The sequence below is a fragment of the Streptomyces sp. Ru71 genome, from assembly GCF_002920535.1.
Classification (GTDB): domain Bacteria; phylum Actinomycetota; class Actinomycetes; order Streptomycetales; family Streptomycetaceae; genus Streptomyces.
This window is the reverse complement of record NZ_PQSS01000061.1, coordinates 22,158-44,936: the sequence shown is the minus strand read 5'-3', so window position 1 is coordinate 44,936 and position 22,779 is coordinate 22,158. Positions and strand designations below refer to the sequence as shown.

Sequence of the window (22,779 nt, the reverse complement as noted above, 5' to 3'; positions counted from 1 at the left end):
GGCAGGGCGGGCAGCCCCGCCGTGTGGGTGACCAGGTGCGCGAGGGTGATCCCGCCGGTGCGGGTCGCGCGGCCGGGTGCCAGGCAGGCGGCCGCCGGCTCCCCGCCGGTGAGCACACCGCGCTGGATCAGCCGGGCCAGGAGCAGCCCCGTGAACGTCTTCGAGGCCGAGCCGAGCTCGTAGCGCAGGCTCTCGCGGGGGACGGGGGCGGTGCGGTGGCCGCCGCAGTGGACGGTCCGCCTGCCGTGCCGGGAGAGCGCGAACACGGCGTCGGGCGCGTCGCAGGCGTCGACGGCGGCCGCGAGCCGCTCCCGCAGCCGCTCCTCGTCACCGTCCGCCGGCTGCTCGCGAAGCCCGGGGACGACCGGCTGCTCCCGGAGGCCGTCGACGGCCGGCTGCTCCCGGAGGCCGTCGACGGCCGGCTGCTCCCGGAGACCGTCCATGGCCGGCTGCGCGTCGAGCCCGTCGCCGGCGGTCGTGTCCGGCCACGGCGTGCCCTGTTCGCCGGTCATGACGCGTGGGCCAGTTCGCTCAGGGACCGCGACAGCGCCAGCGTGGAGGCGAAGGCGGCGACCAGCGTGGGGTGGTAGACGACGTCGAACACCTCGTCCCGGTCGCCGTCCGGCATCGTGCGCACCGCGGGCATCGCGCCGTCCGGTTGCTGGGCGGAGGCGAAGGCCTCCCACGCCGGGGCGTCGAGCGTGGGACGGGGCAGACAGGCGTCGACCACGAGCAACTCGCCGAGCAGGTCCCAGCGCTGGAGGTCCACCCAGTCGTCGATCCAGGCCGGCAGCCACAGGGCCAGGTAGTCGGCGGCGTCGGCCGGCAGGTGCTCGGGGTGCTCGCCCCAGTCGGTGAGGTGGAACACGGCGTGGGTGATGTCGTAGGCGGTGTGGCCCTCCACCGTCCACGGCTCGGGACGGCGTGCCAGCCAGGTGGCGCGGTAGGCCTCGGTCTCGGCCGGCCGCGGGTCGAGGCCGAAGCGGCGCTGGAAGGCGGACAGGCCCAGCCGCCGGGTCGGTGTCGTCTCGAAGGCGGACCAGCTCTCGACCCGGTGGTTCAGCACGGTGGCCCGCTCCACCCCGGGCCGGCTGTACCCCAGTTCCCGGAAGGGCAGGTACACCTCGAAGGGGATCGGCGAGAACGGCTCGGTGCGCTGCCCGCGTTCCAGCATGGCGCCGCCGTCGAGGGTCTCGCGCCAGACGTGGTCGAGCAGCCGGCGGGCCAATTGAGCCTGCCGTGAGCCGGCCACCCCTTCGCGGAAGAGTACCGTGCACACCAGGGCGAGTTCGCCGACCGGTTTGAAGCGGTCCAGGAAACCCACCTCCGGATCCACGTCCACCTCCAGGCGGAAGCCGTCGCGGTGGGACCACAGCCATTCGAGGGCACGGACACCCACGGTGTGCATCAGGCGCGCGCCGGTCATGCGTGTGCTCCTTGTCGGCCCGGGGGGACCCGCGCGTCCCCGAGGCGGTCCAGGGCCAGGACGCCCGCGAAGACCGCCATGAGAGTGGAGTGGTAGTGGCCGAGGAAGTCCGGGGCGCCGTCCGCGTCGGCCGCGCCCTCGGCCTCTTCGGGGATCGCACCGCTCGGATGCCGGGCGGCGGCCAGAGCGGCCCAGGCCTCGTCCTGGCAGGCGGCCAGAGCGGCCCAGGGGTCCCCGTGGCCGGGGGCCCGGGCGGCCCAGGTGTTCTCGTGGCCGGGGGGCCGTGCGGCCCAGGTGTTCTCGTGGCCGGGGGGCCGTGCGGCCCAGGTGTTCTCGTGGCCGGGGGGCCGTGCGGCCCAGGTGTTCTCGTGGCCGGGGGGCCGTGCGGCCCAGGTGTTCTCGTGGCCGGCGGCCAGTGCGGCCCAGGCGTCCCCGTGGCCGGCGGCCAGTGCGGCCCAGGCGTCCTCCCGGCCGGCGGCCCGAGCGGACGACAACGCCTCCTCGTGCCCGGCGGAGCCGGTGGCGTCGGCCGGGTCCGGCAGGCTCGCCGCGACGGCCAGCAGTTCGCAGGCCAGGTCCCACATGCCGGCGTCGAGGCAGGTGTCGAGCCAGGCCGGCAGCCACAGCGTCAGGTAGTCGGCCAGGCGGGGCGGCAGGCCGGGGCCACCGCGGCCCCAGTCGGTGAGGTGGTAGACGACATGGGTGAGCGCGTAGCCGGAAAGGCGCTCGAAGGCCCACGGTTCGGCCAGGCCGCCCAGCCAGGTGCGGCTCAGTACGTCCGGCACCTCCCCGTCGGGGTGCCGGCCGCAGTGCCGCTCGGCCAGGAGCACGCCCAGCCGGCGCACCGGCACCTGCTCCACGAGCCGCCGGCCGCGGGGTGCGGCCAGCCGGGCGGCCAGCGCGGCGAAACCCTCGTGCCGCAGCCCGGCCGAGGCGAAAGCGGCGTACACCTCCAGCGGGTACGTCGAGAAGGGCTCGCGGCGCTGCTGGCGCAGGAGCAGCTCGCCGTGCTCCGTCTGGCGCCAGGCGAAGGCCAGCAGGTCCCGCGCGCGACGGTGCAGCGGTTCGTCGGCGGTGGTGCGGTGCAGGGTGGTGGAGCAGACCTGGGCGAGTTCGCCGAGCGGCTTCCAGGTGGTGTTCACCGCCCCGGCGTCGTCCAGTGCTTCCTCGCCGAGGACGAACCGGTCGCGCTCGGCGGACAGCCAGGCGAACGCCGGGTCGACCACCTCCCGCACGCGGGCGGCCGTCATGCGGCGACTCCGCTGCGCATCAGGCGTGCGGCCCGCACCTGGAGGGCCACGCACGCGTCGCCGTCACCCATGAGTTCCACGAAGTCCAGTCCCGCGTCGAGCCCGAGGGTGTCGGGGACGTCCCGCAGGAGGGCCAGCCAGCGTCCGGCTCCGGCGGCCTGCCGCCAGTTCCTTCGGCGTACGGCGCGGACGAAGCCCCGGCTGAGGTCCACGACCCGTTGCTGGGCGCCGCGGGCGACCGCGCTGTCCTCGCCCGGCACGGCGAGCGCGGCCAGCACGGCGAGCCGGTGGGTGAGCGACTGCCAGGAGTCGTCCCGCAGCCACCCGGTGACCGGCTCGCCGTCGGGCGGGCCGGTGGAGCCGGGGTCGACCCGGTGCAGGGCGCGGGTCATGCCCCAGTGGCTCCAGGCCACGGCCGGGGCGGCATCGGGGCGAGGTGGGAAGGCCTGGACCGCCGTGCGGACCGCGGCCAGTTCGTGCGGGTCGGGTGCGGTGCGGAAGAGGACGTGGGGAAGGAGGACATCCGCTCCCAGCACCCTGACGGCGGCCAGGGCCACACCGTCCGCCGGCCCGTCGCGCAGTGGCTCGCCGGCCGAGGGGGCGTGGCCGCCGCCGCGGAGGGCGGCGGCCACGCCGGAAGCGAGGTCCTGCACCACGCCCTGCAGAAGGGCGGAAGTACCAGACTGCTCCATGTGATGCTCCCGTCGAGCCACTCAGCCCTTCTTCGGGCGGGGGGTCGGCGGCGAGAGCAGCAGGGTGGTGGTGCCCGACTGCAGCGCCAGGGCGGCGCACTGCCTGCTGTCGCGGTAGACACCGTCGGGCTCGGCCGGGTCCAGGACTTCTTCGAGGTCGACGTCGACGAGTTCGTCGATCATGCGCTCGGTGGAAGGCATATGACCATCTCCCTGTGGGGGTTGAGCGGATACCCACCTCACTGGTTCACCCGTTTTGCGCTGATGATGCCGAAAATCCCATAAATACCTTTTCGTCACTTTTTCAACGTTCCTGGGCTCCTGTCCCACGCGGGTGGGCGATCACCTTCCGTGACCGGATCGGCGGCTCCGGGCCGACTTTCCAGTACCGGCAGTAACATGATCACCTTGTCTCCGGGTGCCCGTACCGTCGATTCCGGCGCTGTCTGAAGCACGCGCCCCTCATTCGGAGATTTGTCATGCCCGCTGAGAACGCCGCCCTCGAAGAAGCCCGCGCCGCCTACCAGCAGCACGTGCGCACATGCCGTCAGTGTCACGCGGACGGAGCCGCCTGTGCCGTCGCGAAACATCTGATGCGCCTGTACAACAACGCCCGCCGACGGCACATCGGCCCCCCAGTCCAGGGGAGTTGACCGACCGTCAGCGGCGTGTGCGCCGCGGCACGGCCGTGCGGCCCACCGACGCGGCCAGCTTCCGCACCCGCCGCCAGTTCAGCCGCGGCGGCGGCTCGGGCACTCCGGGGCGCTGCCGCGGCACCCGCACCCGCAGCGCGCGGCGGGCGACACGGCAGAGCACCGGGGTGGGCAGCACATGGGCCTCCCCGTCGATGCCGACCTCGACGGACGGCCGGTCCGCGTCGACGACCACCTCGCGTGCCGCCGCGATCGTCAGCCCGGCGGGCTGCGGATCCAGCAGCAGGGCCGCCGCCTCGACCGCGCTGTCCACCCGCACGCCCAGCACGCCGAGCGTCCCCGAGTCCAGCCGGTCACGCCGCCCGAGGCCCAGCGGATCGCCCGTGCGATAGGGGTTGTTGCTCACCAGCACCGCGTGCGGCTCGTGCAGTGTCACGCGCCCGGCGCCGGCCCCCTTCAGCCGGGCCGTCAGACGCGGGGCGTCCTGACGGGTCAGCAGATCGGGGAGCATCTCCAGCGCAGTGCCCACCTTGTCGCCCCGGTACGCCGGGTTCTGGATGACGGCGGCGTAGGCGCCGAACGAGGCGTTGTTCACGAACGGCCGCCCGCCCGCGAACCCCAGGTCCACGCGGAGTTCCACCCCGTCGACGAGGGCGGCCAGCCCAGCGGCCGGGTCCTCCCGGTCCAGACCGAGGTCCATGGCGAAGTGGTTGCGGGTGCCCGCGCTGAGCACCAGGAACGGAATGCCGTGCTCGGCGGCCACCGCCGCCACCAGCGCCTGCGTGCCGTCCCCGCCCGCCGCGCCCAGCAGGTCCGCACCCCGCCTCACGGCCGCCCGCGCCAGCGCCGTGACGTCCTGCTCCCCGGCCGGCTCCAGCAGCACCACCTCGGCGCCCAGCGCCTCCGCCTTCTCCTTCAGGCCGAAGCGCCCGACCTTCCCGTCCCCGGAACGCGGATTCATGATCAGGTACGGCCGCCGGGGCGGCGGCGCGGGCCGCTCACGCATCCGAGGGACATGCTCCCCGGTGCTGCGCAGGGCGTACCGGCCGCACCAGACGGCCACGGCCCACAGCGCCGGGGAGACCACCAGCGCCCACATCAAGGTCATGGCGAACAGCGCGACGACGGCCGCGGGCGTGGCCACGGCCAGCACCGCCGCCGCGACACGGGCCGGGCCGCGCCGCGACAGCGCCCACCACAGGGCCGCCGCGGTCACACCCAGCCCGGCGGTGCCGGCCAGCATCAGCAGCAGCCCCGTCGTACCGCCGACGAGGACCGGCAGCAGCACGGCCGTCACGGCCGCCGCGAGGGAGGCCCGTGCGGCCCACCGCTGCCCCCAGGGCACACGTCCGCCGAAGTCCACGCCGCCGGCCTCCTCCCGCATCCGCGCTCATCGTAGAGGCGCCGCCGCCGGCGGGAGCCGCGCAGGTCAGTCGTCGAGTGCGGCCAGGACGTCGCCGAGCTCGACGAACTTGAAGTCCATCGCCGCCCGCTCCCCGTCGCCGGAGGCGTCGTGCCCGTCCTGGACGACCAGCAGGCCGTGCGGGAAGCGGCGCCCGAGCGGCTGGTTCAGCGCCGCCGCCCCGTCGCACTCCTCGGACCCGTCCGGGCCGGCCGGGCACAGCGATGTTGATCTTGCAGAGGTTCACCGTCGCTCCGGCGGCGGTTCCCCGGCGCTGCGGTGACCGGGGCGGAAACCTCACGTGCGGTGCGAGGGCCGGCTTGGACCCCGCCAGGAGGGGCACGCGGTACGGGGCGCAGCTCCCGACACGAGGACACGAGGAACGAGGAACGGTGCAGCGATGAGCGAGTACGAGCGTTCGCGCACGATGCCGGTGCAGCCCGAGCACGTCTTCGACCAGGCCGCCCAGGTGGACCAGCTGGACGCCTGGCTGCCGGGGGCCCTGCACGTGCGGGCCGAGGAGCTCCCGGCCGTCACCGTGCACGAGGACCGCAGCGACCAGGACACGGCCGCGCTGCTCAAGCCCCGGCCCGACCAGATGCGCCTGGAGTGGGGCACCCGCGACCAGGGCGGCTACGCCGGCTGGCTGCAGGTCGCCGGGATGGGGAGCGGAGCCAGCGAGGTGACCGTGCACCTGTCGTTCTTCGACGAGGACCACGACCCGGGCGAGCAGCGGGTGCAAGAGGCCCTGGACGCCAGCCTGGAACGCCTGGAGCACCAGGTCAGGCTGCGGGAGGACTCGGCGGCCGGCTGACGGCACGCCCGCAGGCCACGAGCGGCGCGGGGCCGGTCCCACCGGTCCCGCGCCGCCCTTGTCGCCGTGCCGCAGTGTCACCGCCGTCGCGTCACGGGGTGACGCAGCCGATCGAGCCGACGGGGACGTTGTTGCCGGTGGACGTGGCCGTGAAGCCGAAGGTGACCGAGGAATCGGGCGCGATCACCCGGTTGTAGTCGGCGTTGGCCACCTTGATCCGGCCGTCCGCCGTGGCGGACAGGACGCCGTTCCACACGCTCGACACCCGCGTCCCGGCCCCCGGCTGCCAGGCGACGGCCCAGCCGTTCATGGGTGTGGTGCCGTGGTTCATCACCTCGACGGAGCCCTGGAAGCCGCCGCTCCAGGCGTTGGTGACGCTGTAGACGGCCATGCAGCCGGTGTGCGGATCGGTCGGCGTGGGCGTGGGTGTCGGCGTCGGGGTGGGCGTCGGCGTGCCGGAGCCGCCGATCCCGGTCACCTCGCCGTGCCCGCCGTCGAAGACGATGTCGGAGCAGGAGAAGAAGTTCTCCTGGCTGTCGGAGCGCACCCACTGGATGAAGACCAGCGCGTCCCCCGAGCGGCCGGAGGGCAGCGTCAGGTCCCAGTAGTAGTGGCCGCCGTCCGTACCGGGCGATCCCTGCTGCGGCGGGTTGGTGACCGTCTGGACCAGCTCCAGGTCACCCCAGCCCAGCGGGGAGGTGGGCGACCAGCCGGCCTTGGTCACGTACACCCGGAAGCTCCCCGGGTGGGCGGCCCAGTTGCTGTACTGCACCTGGATCGTGGCCCCGGAGGTCAGGTGCGTGCGGGGCCAGTCCGCACGGGCGGCGTTGTAGGCGGAGAAGTCGTACGGGGACCGGTCGCCCGCGCTGCACAGGGTGCCGTCGGGGACGTAACCGGCGCCCCGGCCGCCCGCGTTGGAGTCGAGCACGGCGAACCAGTTGTACAGCGCGGTCGCGCCGCTCTTGGCCAGGGCGTCCTCGCAGGCGGGGTTCGTCGGGTCGAGTCCGCCGGTGGCGGTACGGGCGTCGAGGTAGCACAGGTAGGTGCGGGAACCGGGCAGCATGGCCACCCCGTGGGCCCGGGCGGTGCCCTGGCCGAGGAGGGTCAGGCCGAGTGCCGCGAGCAGGGTGGCGAAGGCGGCCGCCACCGACAGGAGTCTGCTGCGTCGTGCCATGGGTGTCTGCTCCTTCCGTACGGTCCGGTGGAGTCCCCGCCGGCCCGGGCGGTGCGGGCGCCGGGCGGGCGGGGAGGTGTGCGGGCGCGGGGTGCGCAGGGGGCGACGACGTCGGGCGTCCGCACGGCGCGGGGCCGGAACGCCGGGGCCCGCCCTGTCGGCGAAGGGAAGGAGGGCGGGTCCCGGCGGTCACGGTTCCGGGGACCGTGCGCGGTCGGTCGCCGGCGGCGGGGCCGGCGGCCCGGTCGCCCATGCCGCCGGCCGCAGGATCATGCGGCGGTGCAGGCCGTGCCGTTGAGGCTGAACGCGGACGGCGCGGTGAAGGCGCCGCTGTAGCTGCCCTGGAACCCGAAGCTCTGGGTGCCGCCGGGCGCGAGGTGTGCGTTGTGGGCGAGGCTGCTCGCGGTGACGGCCCCGGAGGCGGGGGAGACGGTGGCGTTCCAGGCGCTGGTGATCCGCTGCCCGGACGGCAGGGTGAACGCCAGCTTCCAGCCGTCCACCGGGGCGGATCCGGTGTTGGTGACGGTGACGTCGGCGGTGAAGCCACCCGTCCAGACGTTGGCGGCGTATCCGACCTTGCAGGACGAGCCGCCGGGGTCGCCCGAGCCGCCGCCGGAGGTGTCCACGCCGGAGGAGAAGGAGGTCACGGCGAGACCGGCGCCGTTCTGCCAGGGCTCGAAGCCGGCCTGCACGCTCGTCAGGTACCAGTCGTTGTGCGCGAGCCCGCGCGCCACGGCCTGCCGGACGAAGTCCATCACGTCGAAGCTCCAGCCGCCGATGGCCGACGGGGCCACGAAGGACAGCACGTCGTTGGAGCCGTTGTTGCCGGACCACACCTGCCAGCTGCGCCCGGCCACCGTCGCATTGCCGACCGGGGAGCCGACGGGCTGGATGGAGCCGACCTTGTTGAACCAGATCATGATCTCGGTGCGGTTCACGCCGTCGGTGCGCGGCGTCGGGTCCAGCCAGATGTCGTACGCGGCGTCGTAGACCGCGTCGCTCACATAGCTGTAGGAGATCGAGCTCGGCGCCTTGGCGATGGTGCCGAGCTGCGCGGGCAGCGCGGTGCCTGGTGAACAGACGGTGTAGTGGCAGCCGTTGAAGATCGACGGATACGACTTCGGGGCGCCGTTGGTCGGCACCGAGCCGTCCGCCCGGTCGATCCGGAAGCCGGTGCCGGTGGCGGTGACGCACTGGGCCTCGCTGGTGCCCCAGCGGTTGTTCTGGACGACGTAGCCGCCCTGGACGGTGGTCGTGCCGAACGGCTCGCAGATCGCGGTGTCGGCGGCGGCCGGCGGCGCCGAGGCCAGCAGCGCCGCCAGGGCGGCGAGCGCGGCGAGGGCGGTGAGCAGGACACCGAGCGGGCCGCGGGCGGTGGGGGAGGGGCGCGGTAAGGATCGCATGGGGGGACCTCTTCGAGGAGGCGGAAAGGGAAGTGGGTGCGGGAGCGCTCCCACTCGTGGATGGGAGCGCTCCCAGTGAGCGGCTCGCTGGGGACTGTAGAGATGGGAGCATGCTCCTGACAAGACGGAAGACGTGGTCGGTGTCGAAGGATCTTCGAAGCCGCAGGTCACTCGTCAACGTCGAAAGTGGCGTGCGGTGTTCGGGAGCGCTCCCGAACACCGCACGGCGGCCGGCCCGATCACGCCGAGCGGCGCAGCACCAGTTCGGTACGGAGGATCACATGCCGCCAGGCCACGGACGGTTCCTCCATCTCCTCCAGCAGCAGGCGCACCAGCGTCCGGCCGATCTCCTCCAACGGCTGCCGCACCGTGGTCAGTTGGGGCTCGGTGCCGGTGGCCAGCGCGAAGTCGTCGAACCCGATGACCGCCACGTCCTCGGGCACCCGGCGTCCGGCCGCGCGCAGCGCGGCGAGCGCGCCCGCCGCCGTGGTGTCGGAGGCGGCGAGGACCCCGTCGACCTCCGGGTGCCGCCGCAGCAGTTCGGCCATCGCCCGGCGCCCGCTGTCCTCGGTGAAGTCGCCCTCCACCACCCATGAGTCGTCGGTCGCGGCCCCGGCCCGGGAAAGGGCCTCACGGTAGCCGCGCAGCCGGCACTGCGCGACGTACATGTCCAGCGGCCCGGTGATGGTGGCGACGGCCCTGCGACCGCCGCGCAGCAGATGCGCGACGGCGTCCCGGGCCCCGCCGGCGTTGTCCACGTCCACGTAGGTGACCCGCTCGTCGCCGGAGCGGCGGCCCAGCAGCACGGTCGGCAGGCCGGATTCGGCCAGCATGTCGGGCAGCGGGTCGTCGGCGTGCACGGACATCAGCAGCGCTCCGTCCACCCGGCCCCCGCGGGCGAACTCAACGAACCTGCGCCGCTCGGTGTCGGTGCGGATCAGGGTGAGCAGCAGTTGCAGGTTCGTGTCGGACAGGGCGTCGCCGACGGCCCGCACGGTCTCGTTGAAGAACGGCTCCCCGAACTGCCGCCAGTCCCGCTCGGTCATGGCCAGGGCGACGGCGTCCGCGCGCCGTCCGGCCAGCGAGCGCGCGGCGAGGTTGGGCACGTACCCGAGTTCGGCGATGGCCCGTTCCACGGCCCGCCGTGTCGAATCCCGCACGCCCGCCTCGTTGTTGATGACGCGCGACACCGTGCCGCGCCCCACGCCGGCCCGTGCGGCCACCTCTTCCAGCGTCGGCGTGCCGGGGCTCCGCCTGCCCATGACCACCTCCCCCAAGAGATCACCGATAGTACGGCCCCTCACCCGGCCCGCGGCCGGGTTCGCGCTCGCCGGTGCCCTCGGCGCGCACGAGGGCCGCGTGCGGCGCGGATCCCGCACGCGGCCCTCCGTCGGCACTCTCCTCGGGCGGGGCTCAGACCTCCCCGGTGAACCGTTCCCACACCCGGTGGGCGCCCAGCAGGCGGTTGACCTCGCTCAGCGCCGCCGTGGCGCTGCCGGCGCGGACCACGCCGGGGGCGTCGGCGGGTACGCCGGCCGCCTGCAGCACCGCTTCCGCGCCGTCCCACACGGCGATCGCCTTGCCGTGCCGGAACGCCTCCGACACCAGCAGCACCACCCTCGGGTCGTGCGGGGCCTGCGGTACGGCCGCGGGGCCGCCCTTGGCGTCGCGGGCCCCGTAGGCGTCGTCGCCCACTCCCGGCGCCCCGGCCACCAGGACCGCGTCGAACTCCACCGACCGCGCGGTGGCGTAGCTGCGCTGTACCGTCACCTGGCCGTCGTCGCCAAGGACCCCTCCGGTCGGCGCGACGACCAGCGGCACCATGCCGCCCTCCAGCACCGCCTCGCGCACCTGGCGCACCCCCGCCAGGTCGCCGTCGTGCCCGGTGACGATGCCGACGACGCGGCCGTCCGTCGGCCAGGTCCGCCCCACCTGGGACAGCGCGGGGCTCGGCTCGACGTCGGCGAGCGGCACGGTGGGCTTGGGCTCGGGCAGCCCGAGGCCGGCGGCGACGCCCGCGCACAGCTCGGGGTCGATGTTGGCGAGCACCTGCAACGCCCGTTCCTTGACGGCCTGTTCGTAGCATTTGCCGAGTTCGAAGGTGTACGCGCCGATGATGTGCTCGCGCTCCACCTGGCTCATGCTGAGCCAGAACCGGCGGGGCTGGCTGAAGTGGTCGTCGAACGACTCGGCCGCCGCCCGGACCTTCGTCGCCTCGGGGACGCGCACGGGCGTCTCCACGTACGCCGCCGTGTCCGCCCCGGCGGTGAACGGGCAGCCCCCGTCGAGGGAGTTGGGGCGGTAGGGCGCCGCTCCGCGGTGGACGGCGGTCTGGTGCATCCCGTCGCGCAGCATGTCGTTGACCGGGGCGTGCGGCCGGTTGATCGGCACCTGCGCGAAGTTGGGGCCGCCGAGCCGGGTGATCTGGGTGTCGAGGTAGGAGAACAGGCGCCCGGCGAGCAGCGGGTCGTCGGTGATGTCGATGCCCGGCACGAGATGGCCGACGTGGAAGGCGACCTGCTCGGTCTCGGCGAAGAAGTTCGACGGGTTGCGGTTGAGGGTGAGCAGCCCGATCGGCTGCACGGGTGCCAGCTCCTCCGGCACGATGTTCGTCGGGTCGAGCAGGTCGATGCCCTCGAAGGTCTGCTCCGGGGTGTCCGGGAAGGTCTGGATGCCCAGCTCCCACTCCGGGTAGGCGCCCGACTCGATCGCGTCGGCCAGATCGCGCCGGTGGAAGTCCGGGTCGACGCCGTTGATGATCTGCGCCTCCTCCCAGACCAGGGAGTGCACGCCCAGCTTCGGCTTCCAGTGGAACTTCACCAGGGTCGTCTTCCCGTCGGCGTTCACCAGCCGGAAGGTGTGGACGCCGAAGCCCTCCATCGTCCGGTACGAGCGCGGGATGCCCCGGTCGGACATGTTCCACAGGGTGTGGTGGGTGGCCTCGGTGTGCAGGGTGACGAAGTCCCAGAACGTGTCGTGCGCGCTCTGCGCCTGCGGGATCTCGCGGTCCGGGTGCGGCTTTCCGGCGTGGATGACGTCCGGGAACTTGATCGCGTCCTGGATGAAGAAGACGGGGATGTTGTTGCCGACGAGGTCGAAGACGCCCTCGCTGGTGTAGAACTTCGTCGCGAAGCCGCGCGTGTCGCGCACGGTGTCCGACGAGCCGCGTGAGCCGAGCACGGTGGAGAAACGCACGAACACCGGGGTCTCGACGTCCTTGCCGAGGAAGGCCGCCTTGGTCACGGGGGTCGCGGTGCCGTAGCCGCGGAAGATCCCGTGCGCCGCCGCGCCCCGCGCGTGCACCACCCGCTCCGGGATGCGTTCGTGGTCGAAGTGCATCACCTTCTCGCGCAGATGGTGGTCCTGCAGCAGCACCGGGCCGCGCGGGCCGGCCTTGAGCGAGTGGTCGGTGTCGTACAGCCGGGTGCCCTGCGCCGTGGTCAGGTAGGCGCCCTGCTGCGCCACCGCCGCCTGGTCGGCGCCGGTGGGCTCACCCGTGGGCGAGTAGGTGTCGGGGCCGGTCTGGTCGGGCTTGGGCGGCAGCGGCTCGCGCGCCTCGGTGGGTTCCTCGACGGACGGCGGTTCGGGCCCCGGCCTGCCGGGAATGCCGTCCGCGGGTCCCGTGTCGCCGCCGAGGACCTTCTCGGCCGCCTTCTTCAGCGGATTGCTCTCGCTCATGCGTGTGATCCCTTGTCTCCGGCCGGGCCGCCGCGAGGCGCGGCCGGGCTTCCTGCGGATGGATGACCGTCCGCCGCGCCGAGCCGCACCGCCACGGGCGCACGGCGCGGACCGGTGCCGGCGGTGGAAGCGAGGCTTCCACCGCCGGCACCGGTCCACTGCTCCAACGGCGTGGAGAACGTCGGGTCGCCCCGACGGGGCGCGAACCCTGCCAACGTCCCACGGCGGGCCACGGCGCGCACGGGGCACGCGGCGGGCGGGTGAACCCGCGCGTGCCCCGCGCGGCGGCCGGTGGCGGTGGTCGGGACGCGGTGCCGCCGGTGGCCGGCTCCGGTGCTCAGAACGTGGTGCCGCCGGTGCCGCCGATGCCGCCGGGGGTGGTGCCGCCGGGGGTCGAACCGGGGGTGCCGCCGACGTCGCCCGGTGCGATACGTCCGCGCCAGGCACCGGACTCGCCGCCGCGCTCCTCGATGTACTGCTTGAAGCGCTTCATGTCGCCCTTGACGCGGCGGTCGATCGTGCCGAGCAGGTCGGCCGCCTTCTCCACCGCACCGGAGGGCTCGACGTCCATCACGAGCTCCACGCGCGTGTGGGTGTCGTCCACCCGCTGGAAGCGGACGGACCCCTTCTGGTCGGTGTCGCCGCTGGTGGTGCGCCAGGTGATCCGCTCGTCCGGGAGCTGGTCGACGATCTCGGTGTCGAACTCCCGCCGCACTCCGCCGACCTTCATCGTCCAGTGGTTGTGCCGGTCGTCGATCTGCCGGACCTCCTCCACCCCTTCCATGAAGTTCGGAAACTCCTCGAACTGCGTCCACTGGTTGTACGCGGTGTGGATCGGGACGCCGACCTCGACCGTTTCCTTGACCGTGCTCATCTGCGTTCCTCCCGTGTTCAGGGGGTGACGGATCGGTACGCAGCGACGGGTACCCGACCGGCGGGCATCTCCACGTAGGACCTCAGTCGTCTTCCGGCGCCCGCGCCTTGGAGCCGCCGCCACGCCCGTGCCCCGCCGCCCGCCGGGCCCGCAGCGCCTCCCAGGCCAGGGGCAGCAGGGACAGCACGACGATCGCGGCGACCATCGGGATCAGATAGACGTCGACATGCGCGACGGAGGTGCCGAGCACATATCCGGCCAGCACCAGCGTCTGGGACCACAGCACGCCCCCGACCGTCTGCCAGAGCGTGAAGGTGCGCACCGGGACGCCCAGCGCGCCGGCCGCCGGGTGCAGCACGGTGCGCAGCATCGGCACGAACCGGCCGATCACCAGGGCCTTGCCGTAGCCGTAGCGGGCCAGGAGCCGCTCCGCCTTGGCCGCGTTCTCCTGCAGCCGCGGTCTGGAACCGCGCGCCAGCAGGGCCCGCCCGCCGTGCCGCCCGAGCAGGTAGCCGACCTGCCCGCCCGCCACGGCGCCGATCGCCCCGCACAGCATCACCTGCCACAGCGTCAGGCGTGCCGCGTGCCCGGCGCTGTCCGCGCACAGCACACCGGCCGGGAAGAGCAGCGTGTCGCCGGGCAGGAAGAAGCCGAACACCAGCAGCCCCGACTCGGCGAAGATCACCACCAGGACGCCGAGCGCGCCGAAGGCGGCCAGCACCGAGGTGCTGTCCGTCGGATTGACGGCGATCACCGCGCTCGCCTCCCGCCCGTTGCTCGGCCGTCGTGGGGGACGACCGCCCCGGCCGTCTCCCACCAGCATCGCGTGTGCGGCGGCCGGGGGCAGGACGACGACGGCGTACGGCGGTGATCCGCCGTACGCCGGTCCTGGTCCTGGGCCTGCTGCCAGGGGGCCTACGGCTCGTCGACGACGAGGGCCGGGGTGCCCGCCGTGAGGATCTCGCCGCGGAAGAAGGCCGGGCTGCGGCGGCGCATCACCAGCATGATCACCACGCCGAGCAGCAGCAGCCCGACGCCGATCACGAAGACGGAGCCCACCCCGAGGACGGAGGACCCGCTGCCGTAGGCCGGGTCCCACATGTCGTACAGCGTCTTGCCGAAGACGGCGGTCAGCAGGACGCCGCCCAGCACCGGGAAGGCGCCTTTGAAAAGGGCGTCCCGCAGCGAGCGGGTCAGGTCGCCCCGGAAGAACCAGGCGCAGGCGAAGGCGGTCAGGGCGTAGTAGAAGCAGATCATCAGGCCGAGCGCGTAGATCGTGTCGACCAGCACGTGCTCGCTGACCAGCGTCATGACGGTGTAGAAGACGGCCGTCGCCACACCGGCGACGACGGTGGCCCGGCCGGGGGTGCGGAACCGGTCGTGCACGCGCGCGTACGACGCCGGCAGGGCCTCGTAGGTCGCCATGGCGAGGACCGTGCGGGCGACCGGGATGAACGTCGTCTGCAGGCTGGCGGCGGCCGAGGCGAGGACGGCGACGAACAGCAGGATGCCGAGCCCCTCGCCCATGACCGGGCCGGCCAGCGCGGCGAAGACGTTGTCGGAGGTGTCCGGGTTGGCCAGGCCCAGGCCGGTGGCGCCGGAACCGACCGCCATCTGCGCGGCCACCGCCGTGGTCAGGTAGGAGCCGACCAGCACCACCATGGCGATCAGCGCGGCGCGGCCCGGGGTCTTCTCGCTGCCGATGGTCTCCTCGTTCGCCGTCAGACAGGTGTCCCAGCCCCAGTACATGAAGATCGACAGGGACAGGCAGGCGCTGAACGAGGCGAAGGACTTCACCTCGAAGGGGTTCAGCCAGGACCAGGAGAAGCCGAGGTGCCCGGCGAAGGAGCCGGAGTGCGCCGCGCGCAGGGCCATGACGACGAAGAGGGCGAGCACCACGAGCTGGATACCGACCAGCGCGTACTGCACGCCCTTCGTCGTCGTCATGCCGCGGTAGCTGATCGCGGTCGCGGCGCCGATCAGCGCCAGACAGGTGACGATGTGCACGGCCTTGTCGCCGTCCAGCGCGGCCACCAAGTCGCTGCCCGTGAGCTGCCCGGCCAGCAGCCAGAAGTACGAGGTGGCGACGCCGGCGAGGTTGGACAGCACGATCACGGTGGCGATGACCAGGCCCCAGCCGCACATCCAGCCGACGTGCGGGCCGAACGCCTTCACCGTCCAGGTGAAGGAGGTGCCGCAGTCCGGTACGGCCTTGTTCAGTTCCCGGTAGGCGAAGGCGACCAGCAGCATCGGCAGGAACCCGGCGAGGAACACGGCCGGCATCCGGCTGCCGACCTCGCCGGCGGTGGAGCCGAGGGTGGAGGTGAGGCAGTAGACGGGGGCGACGGTGGAGACGCCGATCACCGCGCTGCCCAGCAGGCCGACGGAGTTGCCGCCGAGTCCCTTGCCCCGGACGCCGTCGTCGGGGGCCGTGCCGTCGGCCTTCGAGCCTGTGCCGGCCCGGGGCCGTGTAGCCGTGTCAGTCATGGAGGATGACGTTAAATCATGCGATATCCGTACATGCCGTCCTCGCCATAGCCCTGCATGGCCTCATATTTATAGGCCATGAAGCGAAGAGACCGTTAATTGCGTGGGTGAAGCATCGTCTCGGCCTCGCGAATGAAGGCCGCCCGCTCCCGAGGGAACATGCGGGAATCGTGCAGCCGCCAGGAATGTCCGGTTCCGGATCTTCCCTGTGATCTACGCCGCTTCGGCGTTGTCCGCGTCCAGCGCCGCGCGCAGCCAGTCGTCCGCGGACCCCGGCGTCGGCTCCGGCCGCCCGCCCGGAGGTGTGATCACCACGGCCGTCAGCTCCCAGTACCGGTCCAGGCGGGGCTCGGCCGCGAGCAGCCCGGCCAGCCGGCGGCGGAAGTCCCGGGTGTCCCGGCCGCCGTAGGCGCTCGCGTACGCGGCCACGTAGGCGTCCAGCGCCTCACCCGGCCGCGGCGCCCGCTCCCGGCGCAGCTGCGGCCCCGCCAGCTCGAACGCCTCGGCGAGGCCCGTGTACAGCAGCGCCGACCCGCCGGGCCCCGCCACCCGGTGCACCTGCGGCTGGGGCTGCGGGCCGCCGGGGCAGGGGCCCGTCGTCATCGCGTGCAGCCGGGCGAAGGCGAGCACCTGCGCCGGATCCGGATCGGCCGGCGGCTGCGGCACGGCCACGTCCAGGAACGCGGCCGCCGCCCGCGCCGGCATCCGCGCGGGCAGCCAGGCACGCCAGAACCGGGCGAGCGCCGCCGTGCTCGGCGGGCTGTCGATCGCGCCCAGCAGCCGCAGCAGGTCGGCACGCCGGCCGGGCGGGCACTCCTGCACCAGCCGCAGCGCCGCCTCCCGCCAGCGCAGCGCCCGCAGCTCGCCGCCCAGCTCGCGCAGCCGCCCGGCCACGGCCTCCTCCAGCACCCGGCCCGCCGCGCCCTCGTCGTCGAGCACTCGGCGCACCTCGGGCAGGGGCAGGTCGAGGCCGCGCAGGGAGCGGATGAGCCGCAGCCGCTCCAGCGCCTGCGGACCGTACCGGCGGTGCCCGCCGCCGCTGCGGCCGGCCTCCGGCAGCAGGCCCCGGTCGGAGTAGAAACGGACGGTCTTCACGGTGACGGCCGCGCGCTCGGCGAGCTCGCCGATGCTCCACAGCTCCTCGTGCGATGCGGACAGTTGAACCTCCCTCAGGGGGAGTTCCTACGGTACCGGCCGGCACCCGGAACAAGGAGACGATCATGACGGTGTTCCTCATGGTGGCGGGCGTGTTCACCGGCGCCCACGTATGGGAGGGGACGGCCGCCCGGCTGGCCGGGGCGGGCGCCGAGGCGCACGCCGTCCCGCTCACCGGGCTCGACGCCGGCCGCCCCGCCGGCGGGGCCCGCGTCGGCCTGGAGACGCACATCGCGGACGTGCTGGCGGCGATCGACGCGGTGGACCCGGCGTCCGGCCGGGAGATCGTGCTGGTCGGCCACGACTACGGCATCCACCCGGTGCTCGGCGCCGCCGACCGGCGCCCGGAGCGCATCGCGCGCGTCGTGTACTTGGACGCCGGCATGCCCCGCGACGGCGTTCCCGCCCTGGCCGCCGTACCGGACCAGGAGCTGCGCGCCCGCCTGGCCGGGCAGGCCGAACACGAAGAGCGCGACGGGGAGTTGGCTCCCCCCGCCACCCGCGAGCAGTGGGGGCGCTGGGGCAGCACCGCCGGTGTGTCCGACGTGGCGCTGGACCGGCTGACCGCGCTGGCCGCGCCCCAGCCGCTGGGCACCCTGCTCCAGCCGCTGCGGCTGACGGGCGCGGTGGCGGCGGTGCCCACCACCGGAGTGCTGTGCACCGCCAACGGCGCTAGCGTCGACCTGGTGCAACGGCTCGTCGACTTCGGCGATCCGGCCCTGAAGGCCCTGACCGACCCGGCGGTCACCTTCTTCGAACTGCCCACCGGGCACTGGCCGATGCTGTCGTGCCCCGCCGGACTCGCCGAGGTCCTGCTGCGCGCCGCGGCCGGCGAGGGGCGCCGCCTGCGACCGGCCGGCACCGGCGAACCGCCCGCGCACCTGCGCCCGTTCCCGCTCGACGTGCCCGAACTGCCCAGGAACCGCCGGGGGCATGTCGACCTCTACGTCCCCGAGGGCGCCGACGGCCCCCGGCCGGCCGTGGTGTTCGTGCACGGCGGTCCGCTGCCGCCCGGCGCCCTGCCCACCCCGCGCGAGTGGCCCACCCTGGTGGGGTACGCCCGCCTGGCGGCCGCCGAGGGCATGGTCGGCGTGACGCTCGACCACCGGCTGCACGACGTCGCCGACTACGCGCGTGCCGCGGCGGACGTCACCGCGGCGGTGGAGCTGGTACGGGCCGATCCCCGGGTGGACTCCGACCGGGTCGCCCTGTGGTTCTTCTCCGGCGGCGGCCTGCTCACCGCGCCCTGGCTGGCGGCGCCCCCGCCGTGGCTGCGCTGTGTGGCCGCCTCCTACCCGATCCTGGCGCCGCTGCCCGGCTGGGGCCTGACCGACGCCCGGTTCCAGCCGGTCCGTGCGGTCCCGCACGCCGGTGCCCTGCCGCTCGTCCTGGTGCGCGCCGGTCTGGAGACACCGGTGATCGCCGCCACCGTCGAGGAGTTCGTGACGGCGGCCGAGGACTGCGGGGCGCACCTGGAACTGGTCGATGTCCCCCGTGGACACCACGGCTTCGAGACCCTCGACCCGCCGGAGGAGGTCCGTCCTGCCCTGCGCCACGCGATGCGCTCGGTCGTCGGCCGGCTGACCGGCTGAACCACGGGCGCTCAGGCGGGTGCGGCACGCCGGACGGCGTAGAGCGTCTGGGGCGCGTCCCACTCCACGAACGTCTCCACCAGCCGCATGCCGACGGCTTCCAGGAGCAGACGGGAGCGGAGGTTGGCCTCCTGGGTGACCGCGACGACCGAGGGGTCCTGCGAGGGCACGTGGTCGAAGGCCCAGTCGATCGCGGCGGCGACGGCCTCGCGGGCGTAGCCGTGTCCCCAGTGCTCCGGCAGGAAGGAGTACGACACCTCCCGGCGGCCGGCGAACCGGGACACGGTGTCGATGGTCACCGAGCCGAGCACCGCCGCCGTGTCCCGGGCGGTGACGGCGAACAGACCGGGGCGGCCGGCGAAGTGCCGCCGGTACGCCCCGAGTCGGTCCTGTGCCACCGGCCCGCCCAGGTACCGCCGCACCTCGGCGTCGGTCCACAGCCGGATGAAGGCGGGCGCGTCGGCGGCCTCGGCGGGACGCAGGGCCAACCGGGGCGTGCGCAGGACGCACGGCCAGGACGCGGCGAGCGACGATGACGACATGCGGGTGATCATCGCATCATCGCCCCGGGGTGCCGGCGCCGGATCAGTCCAGTCCGAGCTCGCTCACCGTGTGTTCGGCCATGCGGCGTTCGCCGAGCGCGTTGGGGTGGACCGGCACGATGTTCTGCCCGAACAGCAGCGGCTCGATCCATCGTGTGCCGGGGGCCTGGCAGGCGTCGTGCCCCTCGGACGCCTCGCCGAAGTCGACGTAGGCGGCCCCGGTCTCCCGGGCGGCGCGGGCCACGACGGCGTTGAGGTGGGACTGGATCTCCCGCAGATAGGGCACATCGCCCTCGGCGAGGGGGAGTTTGACGAAGCAGGACGGGTCGTACGTCTCGGGGACGATCCAGGGGTAGCCCAGGGCCGCCACGCGCGCGTGGGGCGCCTTCGCGCGCACCCCGGCCAGCGCGGCCTTGAGCGCCGGATAGGTGTTCGCCTCGATCTGGTCGTCGAACGACGTGCCGTACTTGTCCTTGCAGGGGCTGCCCTTGCCGCCGCTGAGGACGCCGGCGGTGCCGCAGGAGACGACGGCGTTGATGAAGGTGTTGTTGTCGTTGCCGCCGATCGTCAGCGTCACCAGGTCGGTGTCCGCGCCGACGGCGTCGAGCTGCGGGGCGGTACCCGGGTACTGGGCCTGGCTGAAGTCCTTGGTCTGGGCGCCGCCGCAGGTCACGTCGGTCAGGCGGGCGCCCGTGCGGTCGGCGATGACGTGCGGGTAGTTCGCCGTGGAGCGCAGGCACAGCAGGTTCGTGAGGTCCACGGGCAGGACCCCGGAACCGGCGCTGTAACTGTCGCCGAGGGCCACGTAGTTCAGCGGAGCGGGGGTGGCGTGGGCGGGGGCGGCGGTGAAGCTCAGGGCCGCCGCGGTGGCTGTCGCGGCCATGACATGTCGCAGGGCGGGCTTCGGCATGTGCTCTCTCTTTCTCGGGAGGCGCACGCGCGGCCGCGGGCATGGCGAAGCCCGCGCGGCGTGCAGGGGAGCGAGAAATGTGCGGCTGGAGCAGAGGAAGGTGCCTACGGCCGTGTCATGGACGTGGGGGGTGCACGGCGACGGCCGGGAGGACCGCCCGCAGGGTTACTGCACGGTTCTACCGATAGGTAATGTGCAGCCGGTGAGACAGCGAGTCAACAAGCTGGACAGAAGTTCTTGAAACGCTGACCACCGGCGCACTCGGTGAGCGCCAGCGCTCCCTGCTCGCCGGCGCCCACGCCGCCTCCCGCCCGCCCGTGCGCCCCGCGGGTCCTCGCGTGCCCGCCGACCGGCTCGACCCGGTCGGCGCGGCGCCGGCCGCGCTGCCGCAGACCCGGCTGTCCGCGGCCACCACCGGCTCCGCCAACCTCCTGCTGCAGGCGTGGCTGCACACGCCCGAGGAGTCCCGGACGCTGGAGGAGCAGATCGTGCGCCGCTTCCCCGAAGTGAGCGTCAGCGGGCGGGAGTTGACCCTGCACGCGGCCAGGCGGCTGGGACATCTGCTGGACGGCGAGGGACGCAGGCGGGGGCATGTGCCCATCACCGTCTGGCCCAGCGGCGGAGCGCTGGCCCGCTGACCCGCCCGGCCACGGAACCGGCCCGGCCGCCGGTCCCTCTTGGGGGGCGGGGAACGGGGACGACCGGGAGAGGGACGCGATGAGCCGCCGTGGGGCCGGGTGCTGGATGCTGCTGGCGGTGCTGGCCGGGACGACGGGCGGGTGCGGCACGCACGGGGCATCGGGCGGCGACCGTCCGCCCTCGGCCGCCGCGCGGCAGCCGGCGCAGGGCGGCTTCGTGGTGCGCTACGGGTCCGTGGGGCCGGACCTCGCGGCGGACCTGGCGTTCCTGCGCTCGGGCCGGGTGCCGGAGACGGTCGCCGAGCGGCTCGACGCCCGGGTGCGGATGCCGCGGTCCGTCACCTTCGCCGTGCACGGCTGCGGCGACGCCGACCCCGCCTACGACCCGGACGCGCGCCGGATCGACGTGTGCGTCGAGCAGGTCGGCGACGTGCGCGACCGGTTCACCGCGGGCGGCGCGGACGACGGGGACGCCGCCGTGGCTGCCGTCGTCGAGGAGACGCTGCTGCACGAGAGCGCGCACGCTCTGCTCGACGTCCTGCGACTGCCGTTCACCGGGCGGGAGGAGGACGTCGCCGACCAGTTCGCCGCGGTCATGCTGATCGGTCAGGGCCGGGCGGGGGAGGACAAGGTCCTGACCGCCGCCCGCGAGTACGCGCTGAGCGCCAAGGAGACCCCGCCGACGGACGCCGACCTGCTCGACGAGCACAGTCTGGACGGGCAGCGCGCCGCCGGCTACGCCTGCTACGTCTACGGCGCCCGGCCCGACCGGCACGGCGACCTGGTCGACGGCCGCAGGCTGACCGAGGACCGGGCCGAGACCTGCGCCGACGAGTACCGGCAGGCCCGCCGGGGCTGGGAGGCGCTGCTGCGCCCGCACCTCGTGCGTCCGTTGTGAACCCGGCTCACGCCGTGGGCGGCTGCCACTCGAACATCAGGATCGTCGCGTCGTCCCGCAGCCGGCTGGCCTGTGCGTCCAGGATCGAGTGGATCAGCCGTCTCAGCGTCTCCGCCGCCAGCTCCCCGGAGGCGGTGGCCCGGATGACGTAGTCGGCGAACCGCTGCAGGCCGAACAGTTCCCCGTCGTGGGTGCGCGCCTCGGTGACGCCGTCGGTGTACATCAGCACCCGGTCGCCGGGCTGCAGGGCGATCTCGTGCGTCTGCCGGTCCCGGGTGGACAGCAGGCGGGCCAGCCCCAGCGGCGGGTCCGGCTCGCGCTCCAGGGCGTCCACGAGCAGCCGGTGGTCGCGGATGAGCAGCGGCGCGGGATGGCCGCAGTTGCTCCAGCGCAGCACCCCGGTGGCCAGGTCCAGCTGGGCCACGATGGCGGTGCAGAACTGGTCCGGCAGCCAGGTGGCGAGCGCGCCGTCGACGCTGTTGACCAGCTCGGGCAGGTCGAACCCGCTGCGGCGGGCGTTGCGGCACGCCGACAGCGCCAGGGCGCTGGTCAGCCCGGAGGCGAGGTTGTGGCCCAGCGAGTCCAGCACGGTGGCGTGCAGCATCGTGTCGCTGAGCGCGTGGTCGAAGGCGTCCCCGCCGATCTCGTAGGCGGGTTCCAGGACGGCCGTGGAGACGGCCCGGGAGTTGCCGATCGTGCGCGGCGGCAGGAAGGCCCGCAGCATCTCCGAGGGCAGCTGCATCCGGTCGGTGCGGGTGCGCCGGGCGAAGGAGTCCTGGTACGCCCGCCGTGAGGTGATCATCATGGCCAGGAGCATGGCGAGCGCCCGGCCGCGGGTCAGGGAGGCCGCGGTGAGCGCGGGCACGTAGACCGCCAGGACGCCCAGCCGCTCGGCGCCGTCGAGCAGCGGGAACCAGGCGATGATCGCGCCGGTCTCGGACTCCTCCACGCGCAGCGCCTGGGTGCGGTACGTCCAGCCGGCGAGCGAGCCGTCGATGGGCAGCGTGGACGTCACATCGGTGAGCGGGATCAGGTGCCGCTGCTGGAGATCGGCGAGGTACACCACGGAGCGCTGCAGGCCGAGGGCCTTGGTGCAGCGGGCGGCGGCGGTGCCCAGGTCGAGCGTGGAGTTGACCGGGTCGGCCAGGAACTGCTCCAGCAGGTCGTCGGCGGTCTCTGCCGTCACCACCT

General features: G+C 73.8%; 21 protein-coding genes and 1 pseudogene. 4 read left to right on the top strand and 18 right to left on the bottom strand.

The window, feature by feature from the left end; translation table 11 throughout:
- The 7 genes and pseudogenes from C3489_RS28125 to C3489_RS28095 form a co-directional block, all read right to left on the bottom strand.
- Window positions 1-512 (bottom strand): serine hydrolase domain-containing protein (locus tag C3489_RS28125; RefSeq protein ID WP_258054983.1); only part of this gene is annotated, 512 nt, incomplete at its 3' end.
- Complete coding sequence (locus C3489_RS28120; RefSeq protein ID WP_103784887.1) at window positions 509-1,426, bottom strand: DUF6895 family protein; 918 nt, start codon at window positions 1,424-1,426, stop codon at window positions 509-511. The genes C3489_RS28125 and C3489_RS28120, both read right to left, overlap by 4 nt.
- On the bottom strand, window positions 1,423-2,676 hold the full coding sequence (locus C3489_RS40075; protein WP_103784886.1) for a DUF6895 family protein: 1,254 nt from the start codon (window positions 2,674-2,676) through the stop codon (window positions 1,423-1,425). Before C3489_RS40075 ends, C3489_RS28120 begins: the two co-directional genes overlap by 4 nt.
- A complete protein-coding gene (locus tag C3489_RS28110; protein WP_103784885.1) occupies window positions 2,673-3,368 on the bottom strand; it encodes a hypothetical protein in 696 nt (231 codons plus the stop codon). The genes C3489_RS40075 and C3489_RS28110 overlap by 4 nt, the downstream gene beginning before the upstream one ends.
- 21 nt (window positions 3,369-3,389) lie before the next feature.
- Window positions 3,390-3,569, bottom strand: coding sequence for a hypothetical protein (locus C3489_RS28105; protein WP_103784884.1), 180 nt, complete (start codon window positions 3,567-3,569; stop codon window positions 3,390-3,392).
- 459 nt (window positions 3,570-4,028) lie between these two features.
- Complete coding sequence (locus C3489_RS28100; protein ID WP_103784883.1) at window positions 4,029-5,405, bottom strand: diacylglycerol kinase family protein; 1,377 nt, start codon at window positions 5,403-5,405, stop codon at window positions 4,029-4,031.
- Window positions 5,406-5,450: 45 nt separating this feature from the next.
- Window positions 5,451-5,633 (bottom strand): annotated as a pseudogene (locus C3489_RS28095) (phytase); the annotation flags it as partial.
- Window positions 5,634-5,823: 190 nt separating this feature from the next.
- On the opposite strand from C3489_RS28095, the gene C3489_RS28090 reads away from it, so the two are divergent.
- On the top strand, window positions 5,824-6,237 hold the full coding sequence (locus C3489_RS28090; protein ID WP_103784882.1) for a hypothetical protein: 414 nt from the start codon (window positions 5,824-5,826) through the stop codon (window positions 6,235-6,237).
- Between the two features lie 91 nt (window positions 6,238-6,328).
- On the opposite strand, the gene C3489_RS28085 is transcribed toward C3489_RS28090, so the two are convergent.
- The 8 genes from C3489_RS28085 to C3489_RS28045 form a co-directional block, all read right to left on the bottom strand.
- The gene (locus C3489_RS28085; RefSeq protein ID WP_103784881.1) at window positions 6,329-7,411 is read right to left on the bottom strand and encodes a lytic polysaccharide monooxygenase; all 1,083 of its coding nucleotides are present in this window, start codon (window positions 7,409-7,411) and stop codon (window positions 6,329-6,331) included.
- Window positions 7,412-7,680: 269 nt separating this feature from the next.
- Complete coding sequence (locus C3489_RS28075; protein WP_103784879.1) at window positions 7,681-8,814, bottom strand: cellulose binding domain-containing protein; 1,134 nt, start codon at window positions 8,812-8,814, stop codon at window positions 7,681-7,683.
- Window positions 8,815-9,053: 239 nt separating this feature from the next.
- Window positions 9,054-10,076, bottom strand: coding sequence for a LacI family DNA-binding transcriptional regulator (locus C3489_RS28070; RefSeq protein ID WP_103784878.1), 1,023 nt, complete (start codon window positions 10,074-10,076; stop codon window positions 9,054-9,056).
- 151 nt (window positions 10,077-10,227) lie between these two features.
- Window positions 10,228-12,492, bottom strand: coding sequence for a catalase (locus tag C3489_RS28065; RefSeq protein WP_103784877.1), 2,265 nt, complete (start codon window positions 12,490-12,492; stop codon window positions 10,228-10,230).
- A 337-nt stretch (window positions 12,493-12,829) separates the two neighbouring features.
- On the bottom strand, window positions 12,830-13,366 hold the full coding sequence (locus tag C3489_RS28060; RefSeq protein ID WP_103784876.1) for an SRPBCC family protein: 537 nt from the start codon (window positions 13,364-13,366) through the stop codon (window positions 12,830-12,832).
- An 82-nt stretch (window positions 13,367-13,448) separates the two neighbouring features.
- Window positions 13,449-14,120, bottom strand: coding sequence for a DedA family protein (locus C3489_RS28055; protein ID WP_103784875.1), 672 nt, complete (start codon window positions 14,118-14,120; stop codon window positions 13,449-13,451).
- 161 nt (window positions 14,121-14,281) lie between these two features.
- Window positions 14,282-15,853: an APC family permease gene (locus C3489_RS28050; protein ID WP_103784874.1), complete on the bottom strand. Its 1,572-nt coding sequence runs from the start codon at window positions 15,851-15,853 to the stop codon at window positions 14,282-14,284.
- 213 nt (window positions 15,854-16,066) lie between these two features.
- Complete coding sequence (locus C3489_RS28045; RefSeq protein ID WP_103784873.1) at window positions 16,067-17,011, bottom strand: MerR family transcriptional regulator; 945 nt, start codon at window positions 17,009-17,011, stop codon at window positions 16,067-16,069.
- 62 nt (window positions 17,012-17,073) lie between these two features.
- Here C3489_RS28045 and C3489_RS28040 point away from each other — a divergent pair, with 62 nt between their 5' ends.
- Window positions 17,074-18,600: an alpha/beta hydrolase gene (locus C3489_RS28040; RefSeq protein WP_103784872.1), complete on the top strand. Its 1,527-nt coding sequence runs from the start codon at window positions 17,074-17,076 to the stop codon at window positions 18,598-18,600.
- A gap of 11 nt (window positions 18,601-18,611) precedes the next feature.
- Here the strand turns inward: C3489_RS28040 and C3489_RS28035 are convergent, their stop codons facing one another.
- Both C3489_RS28035 and C3489_RS28030 read right to left on the bottom strand, forming a co-directional pair.
- A complete protein-coding gene (locus tag C3489_RS28035) occupies window positions 18,612-19,142 on the bottom strand; it encodes a GNAT family N-acetyltransferase (protein ID WP_258054982.1) in 531 nt (176 codons plus the stop codon).
- 43 nt (window positions 19,143-19,185) lie between these two features.
- Window positions 19,186-20,052 (bottom strand): SGNH/GDSL hydrolase family protein, encoded by an 867-nt coding sequence (locus C3489_RS28030; RefSeq protein ID WP_103784870.1) that lies wholly within the window; start codon window positions 20,050-20,052, stop codon window positions 19,186-19,188.
- Window positions 20,053-20,390: 338 nt separating this feature from the next.
- Between C3489_RS28030 and C3489_RS28025 the strand changes: the two genes are divergently transcribed.
- Window positions 20,391-20,690 carry a hypothetical protein gene (locus tag C3489_RS28025; RefSeq protein ID WP_103784869.1) on the top strand — a complete coding sequence of 100 codons (300 nt, stop codon included), beginning with the start codon at window positions 20,391-20,393 and terminating at the stop codon, window positions 20,688-20,690.
- 79 nt (window positions 20,691-20,769) lie between these two features.
- On the top strand, window positions 20,770-21,588 hold the full coding sequence (locus C3489_RS28020) for a DUF4344 domain-containing metallopeptidase (protein ID WP_103784868.1): 819 nt from the start codon (window positions 20,770-20,772) through the stop codon (window positions 21,586-21,588).
- A gap of 7 nt (window positions 21,589-21,595) precedes the next feature.
- On the opposite strand, the gene C3489_RS28015 is transcribed toward C3489_RS28020, so the two are convergent.
- Window positions 21,596-22,777, bottom strand: coding sequence for a PP2C family protein-serine/threonine phosphatase (locus C3489_RS28015; protein ID WP_103784867.1), 1,182 nt, complete (start codon window positions 22,775-22,777; stop codon window positions 21,596-21,598).
- Window positions 22,778-22,779: the final 2 nt, after the last annotated feature.

Excerpts from the sequence above, each read along its gene's own strand:
- C3489_RS28120 (WP_103784887.1), bottom strand. The coding sequence starts at position 1,426 with ATGACCGGCGCGCGCCTGATGCACACCGTGGGTGTCCGTGCCCTCGAA.
- C3489_RS40075 (WP_103784886.1), bottom strand. The coding sequence starts at position 2,676 with ATGACGGCCGCCCGCGTGCGGGAGGTGGTCGACCCGGCGTTCGCCTGG.
- C3489_RS28110 (WP_103784885.1), bottom strand. The coding sequence starts at position 3,368 with ATGGAGCAGTCTGGTACTTCCGCCCTTCTGCAGGGCGTGGTGCAGGAC.
- C3489_RS28105 (WP_103784884.1), bottom strand. The coding sequence starts at position 3,569 with ATGCCTTCCACCGAGCGCATGATCGACGAACTCGTCGACGTCGACCTC.
- C3489_RS28100 (WP_103784883.1), bottom strand. The coding sequence starts at position 5,405 with ATGCGGGAGGAGGCCGGCGGCGTGGACTTCGGCGGACGTGTGCCCTGG.
- C3489_RS28090 (WP_103784882.1), top strand. The coding sequence starts at position 5,824 with ATGAGCGAGTACGAGCGTTCGCGCACGATGCCGGTGCAGCCCGAGCAC.
- C3489_RS28085 (WP_103784881.1), bottom strand. The coding sequence starts at position 7,411 with ATGGCACGACGCAGCAGACTCCTGTCGGTGGCGGCCGCCTTCGCCACC.
- C3489_RS28075 (WP_103784879.1), bottom strand. The coding sequence starts at position 8,814 with ATGCGATCCTTACCGCGCCCCTCCCCCACCGCCCGCGGCCCGCTCGGT.
- C3489_RS28070 (WP_103784878.1), bottom strand. The coding sequence starts at position 10,076 with ATGGGCAGGCGGAGCCCCGGCACGCCGACGCTGGAAGAGGTGGCCGCA.
- C3489_RS28065 (WP_103784877.1), bottom strand. The coding sequence starts at position 12,492 with ATGAGCGAGAGCAATCCGCTGAAGAAGGCGGCCGAGAAGGTCCTCGGC.
- C3489_RS28060 (WP_103784876.1), bottom strand. The coding sequence starts at position 13,366 with ATGAGCACGGTCAAGGAAACGGTCGAGGTCGGCGTCCCGATCCACACC.
- C3489_RS28050 (WP_103784874.1), bottom strand. The coding sequence starts at position 15,853 with ATGACTGACACGGCTACACGGCCCCGGGCCGGCACAGGCTCGAAGGCC.
- C3489_RS28040 (WP_103784872.1), top strand. The coding sequence starts at position 17,074 with ATGACGGTGTTCCTCATGGTGGCGGGCGTGTTCACCGGCGCCCACGTA.
- C3489_RS28035 (WP_258054982.1), bottom strand. The coding sequence starts at position 19,142 with ATGTCGTCATCGTCGCTCGCCGCGTCCTGGCCGTGCGTCCTGCGCACG.
- C3489_RS28030 (WP_103784870.1), bottom strand. The coding sequence starts at position 20,052 with ATGCCGAAGCCCGCCCTGCGACATGTCATGGCCGCGACAGCCACCGCG.
- C3489_RS28020 (WP_103784868.1), top strand. The coding sequence starts at position 20,770 with ATGAGCCGCCGTGGGGCCGGGTGCTGGATGCTGCTGGCGGTGCTGGCC.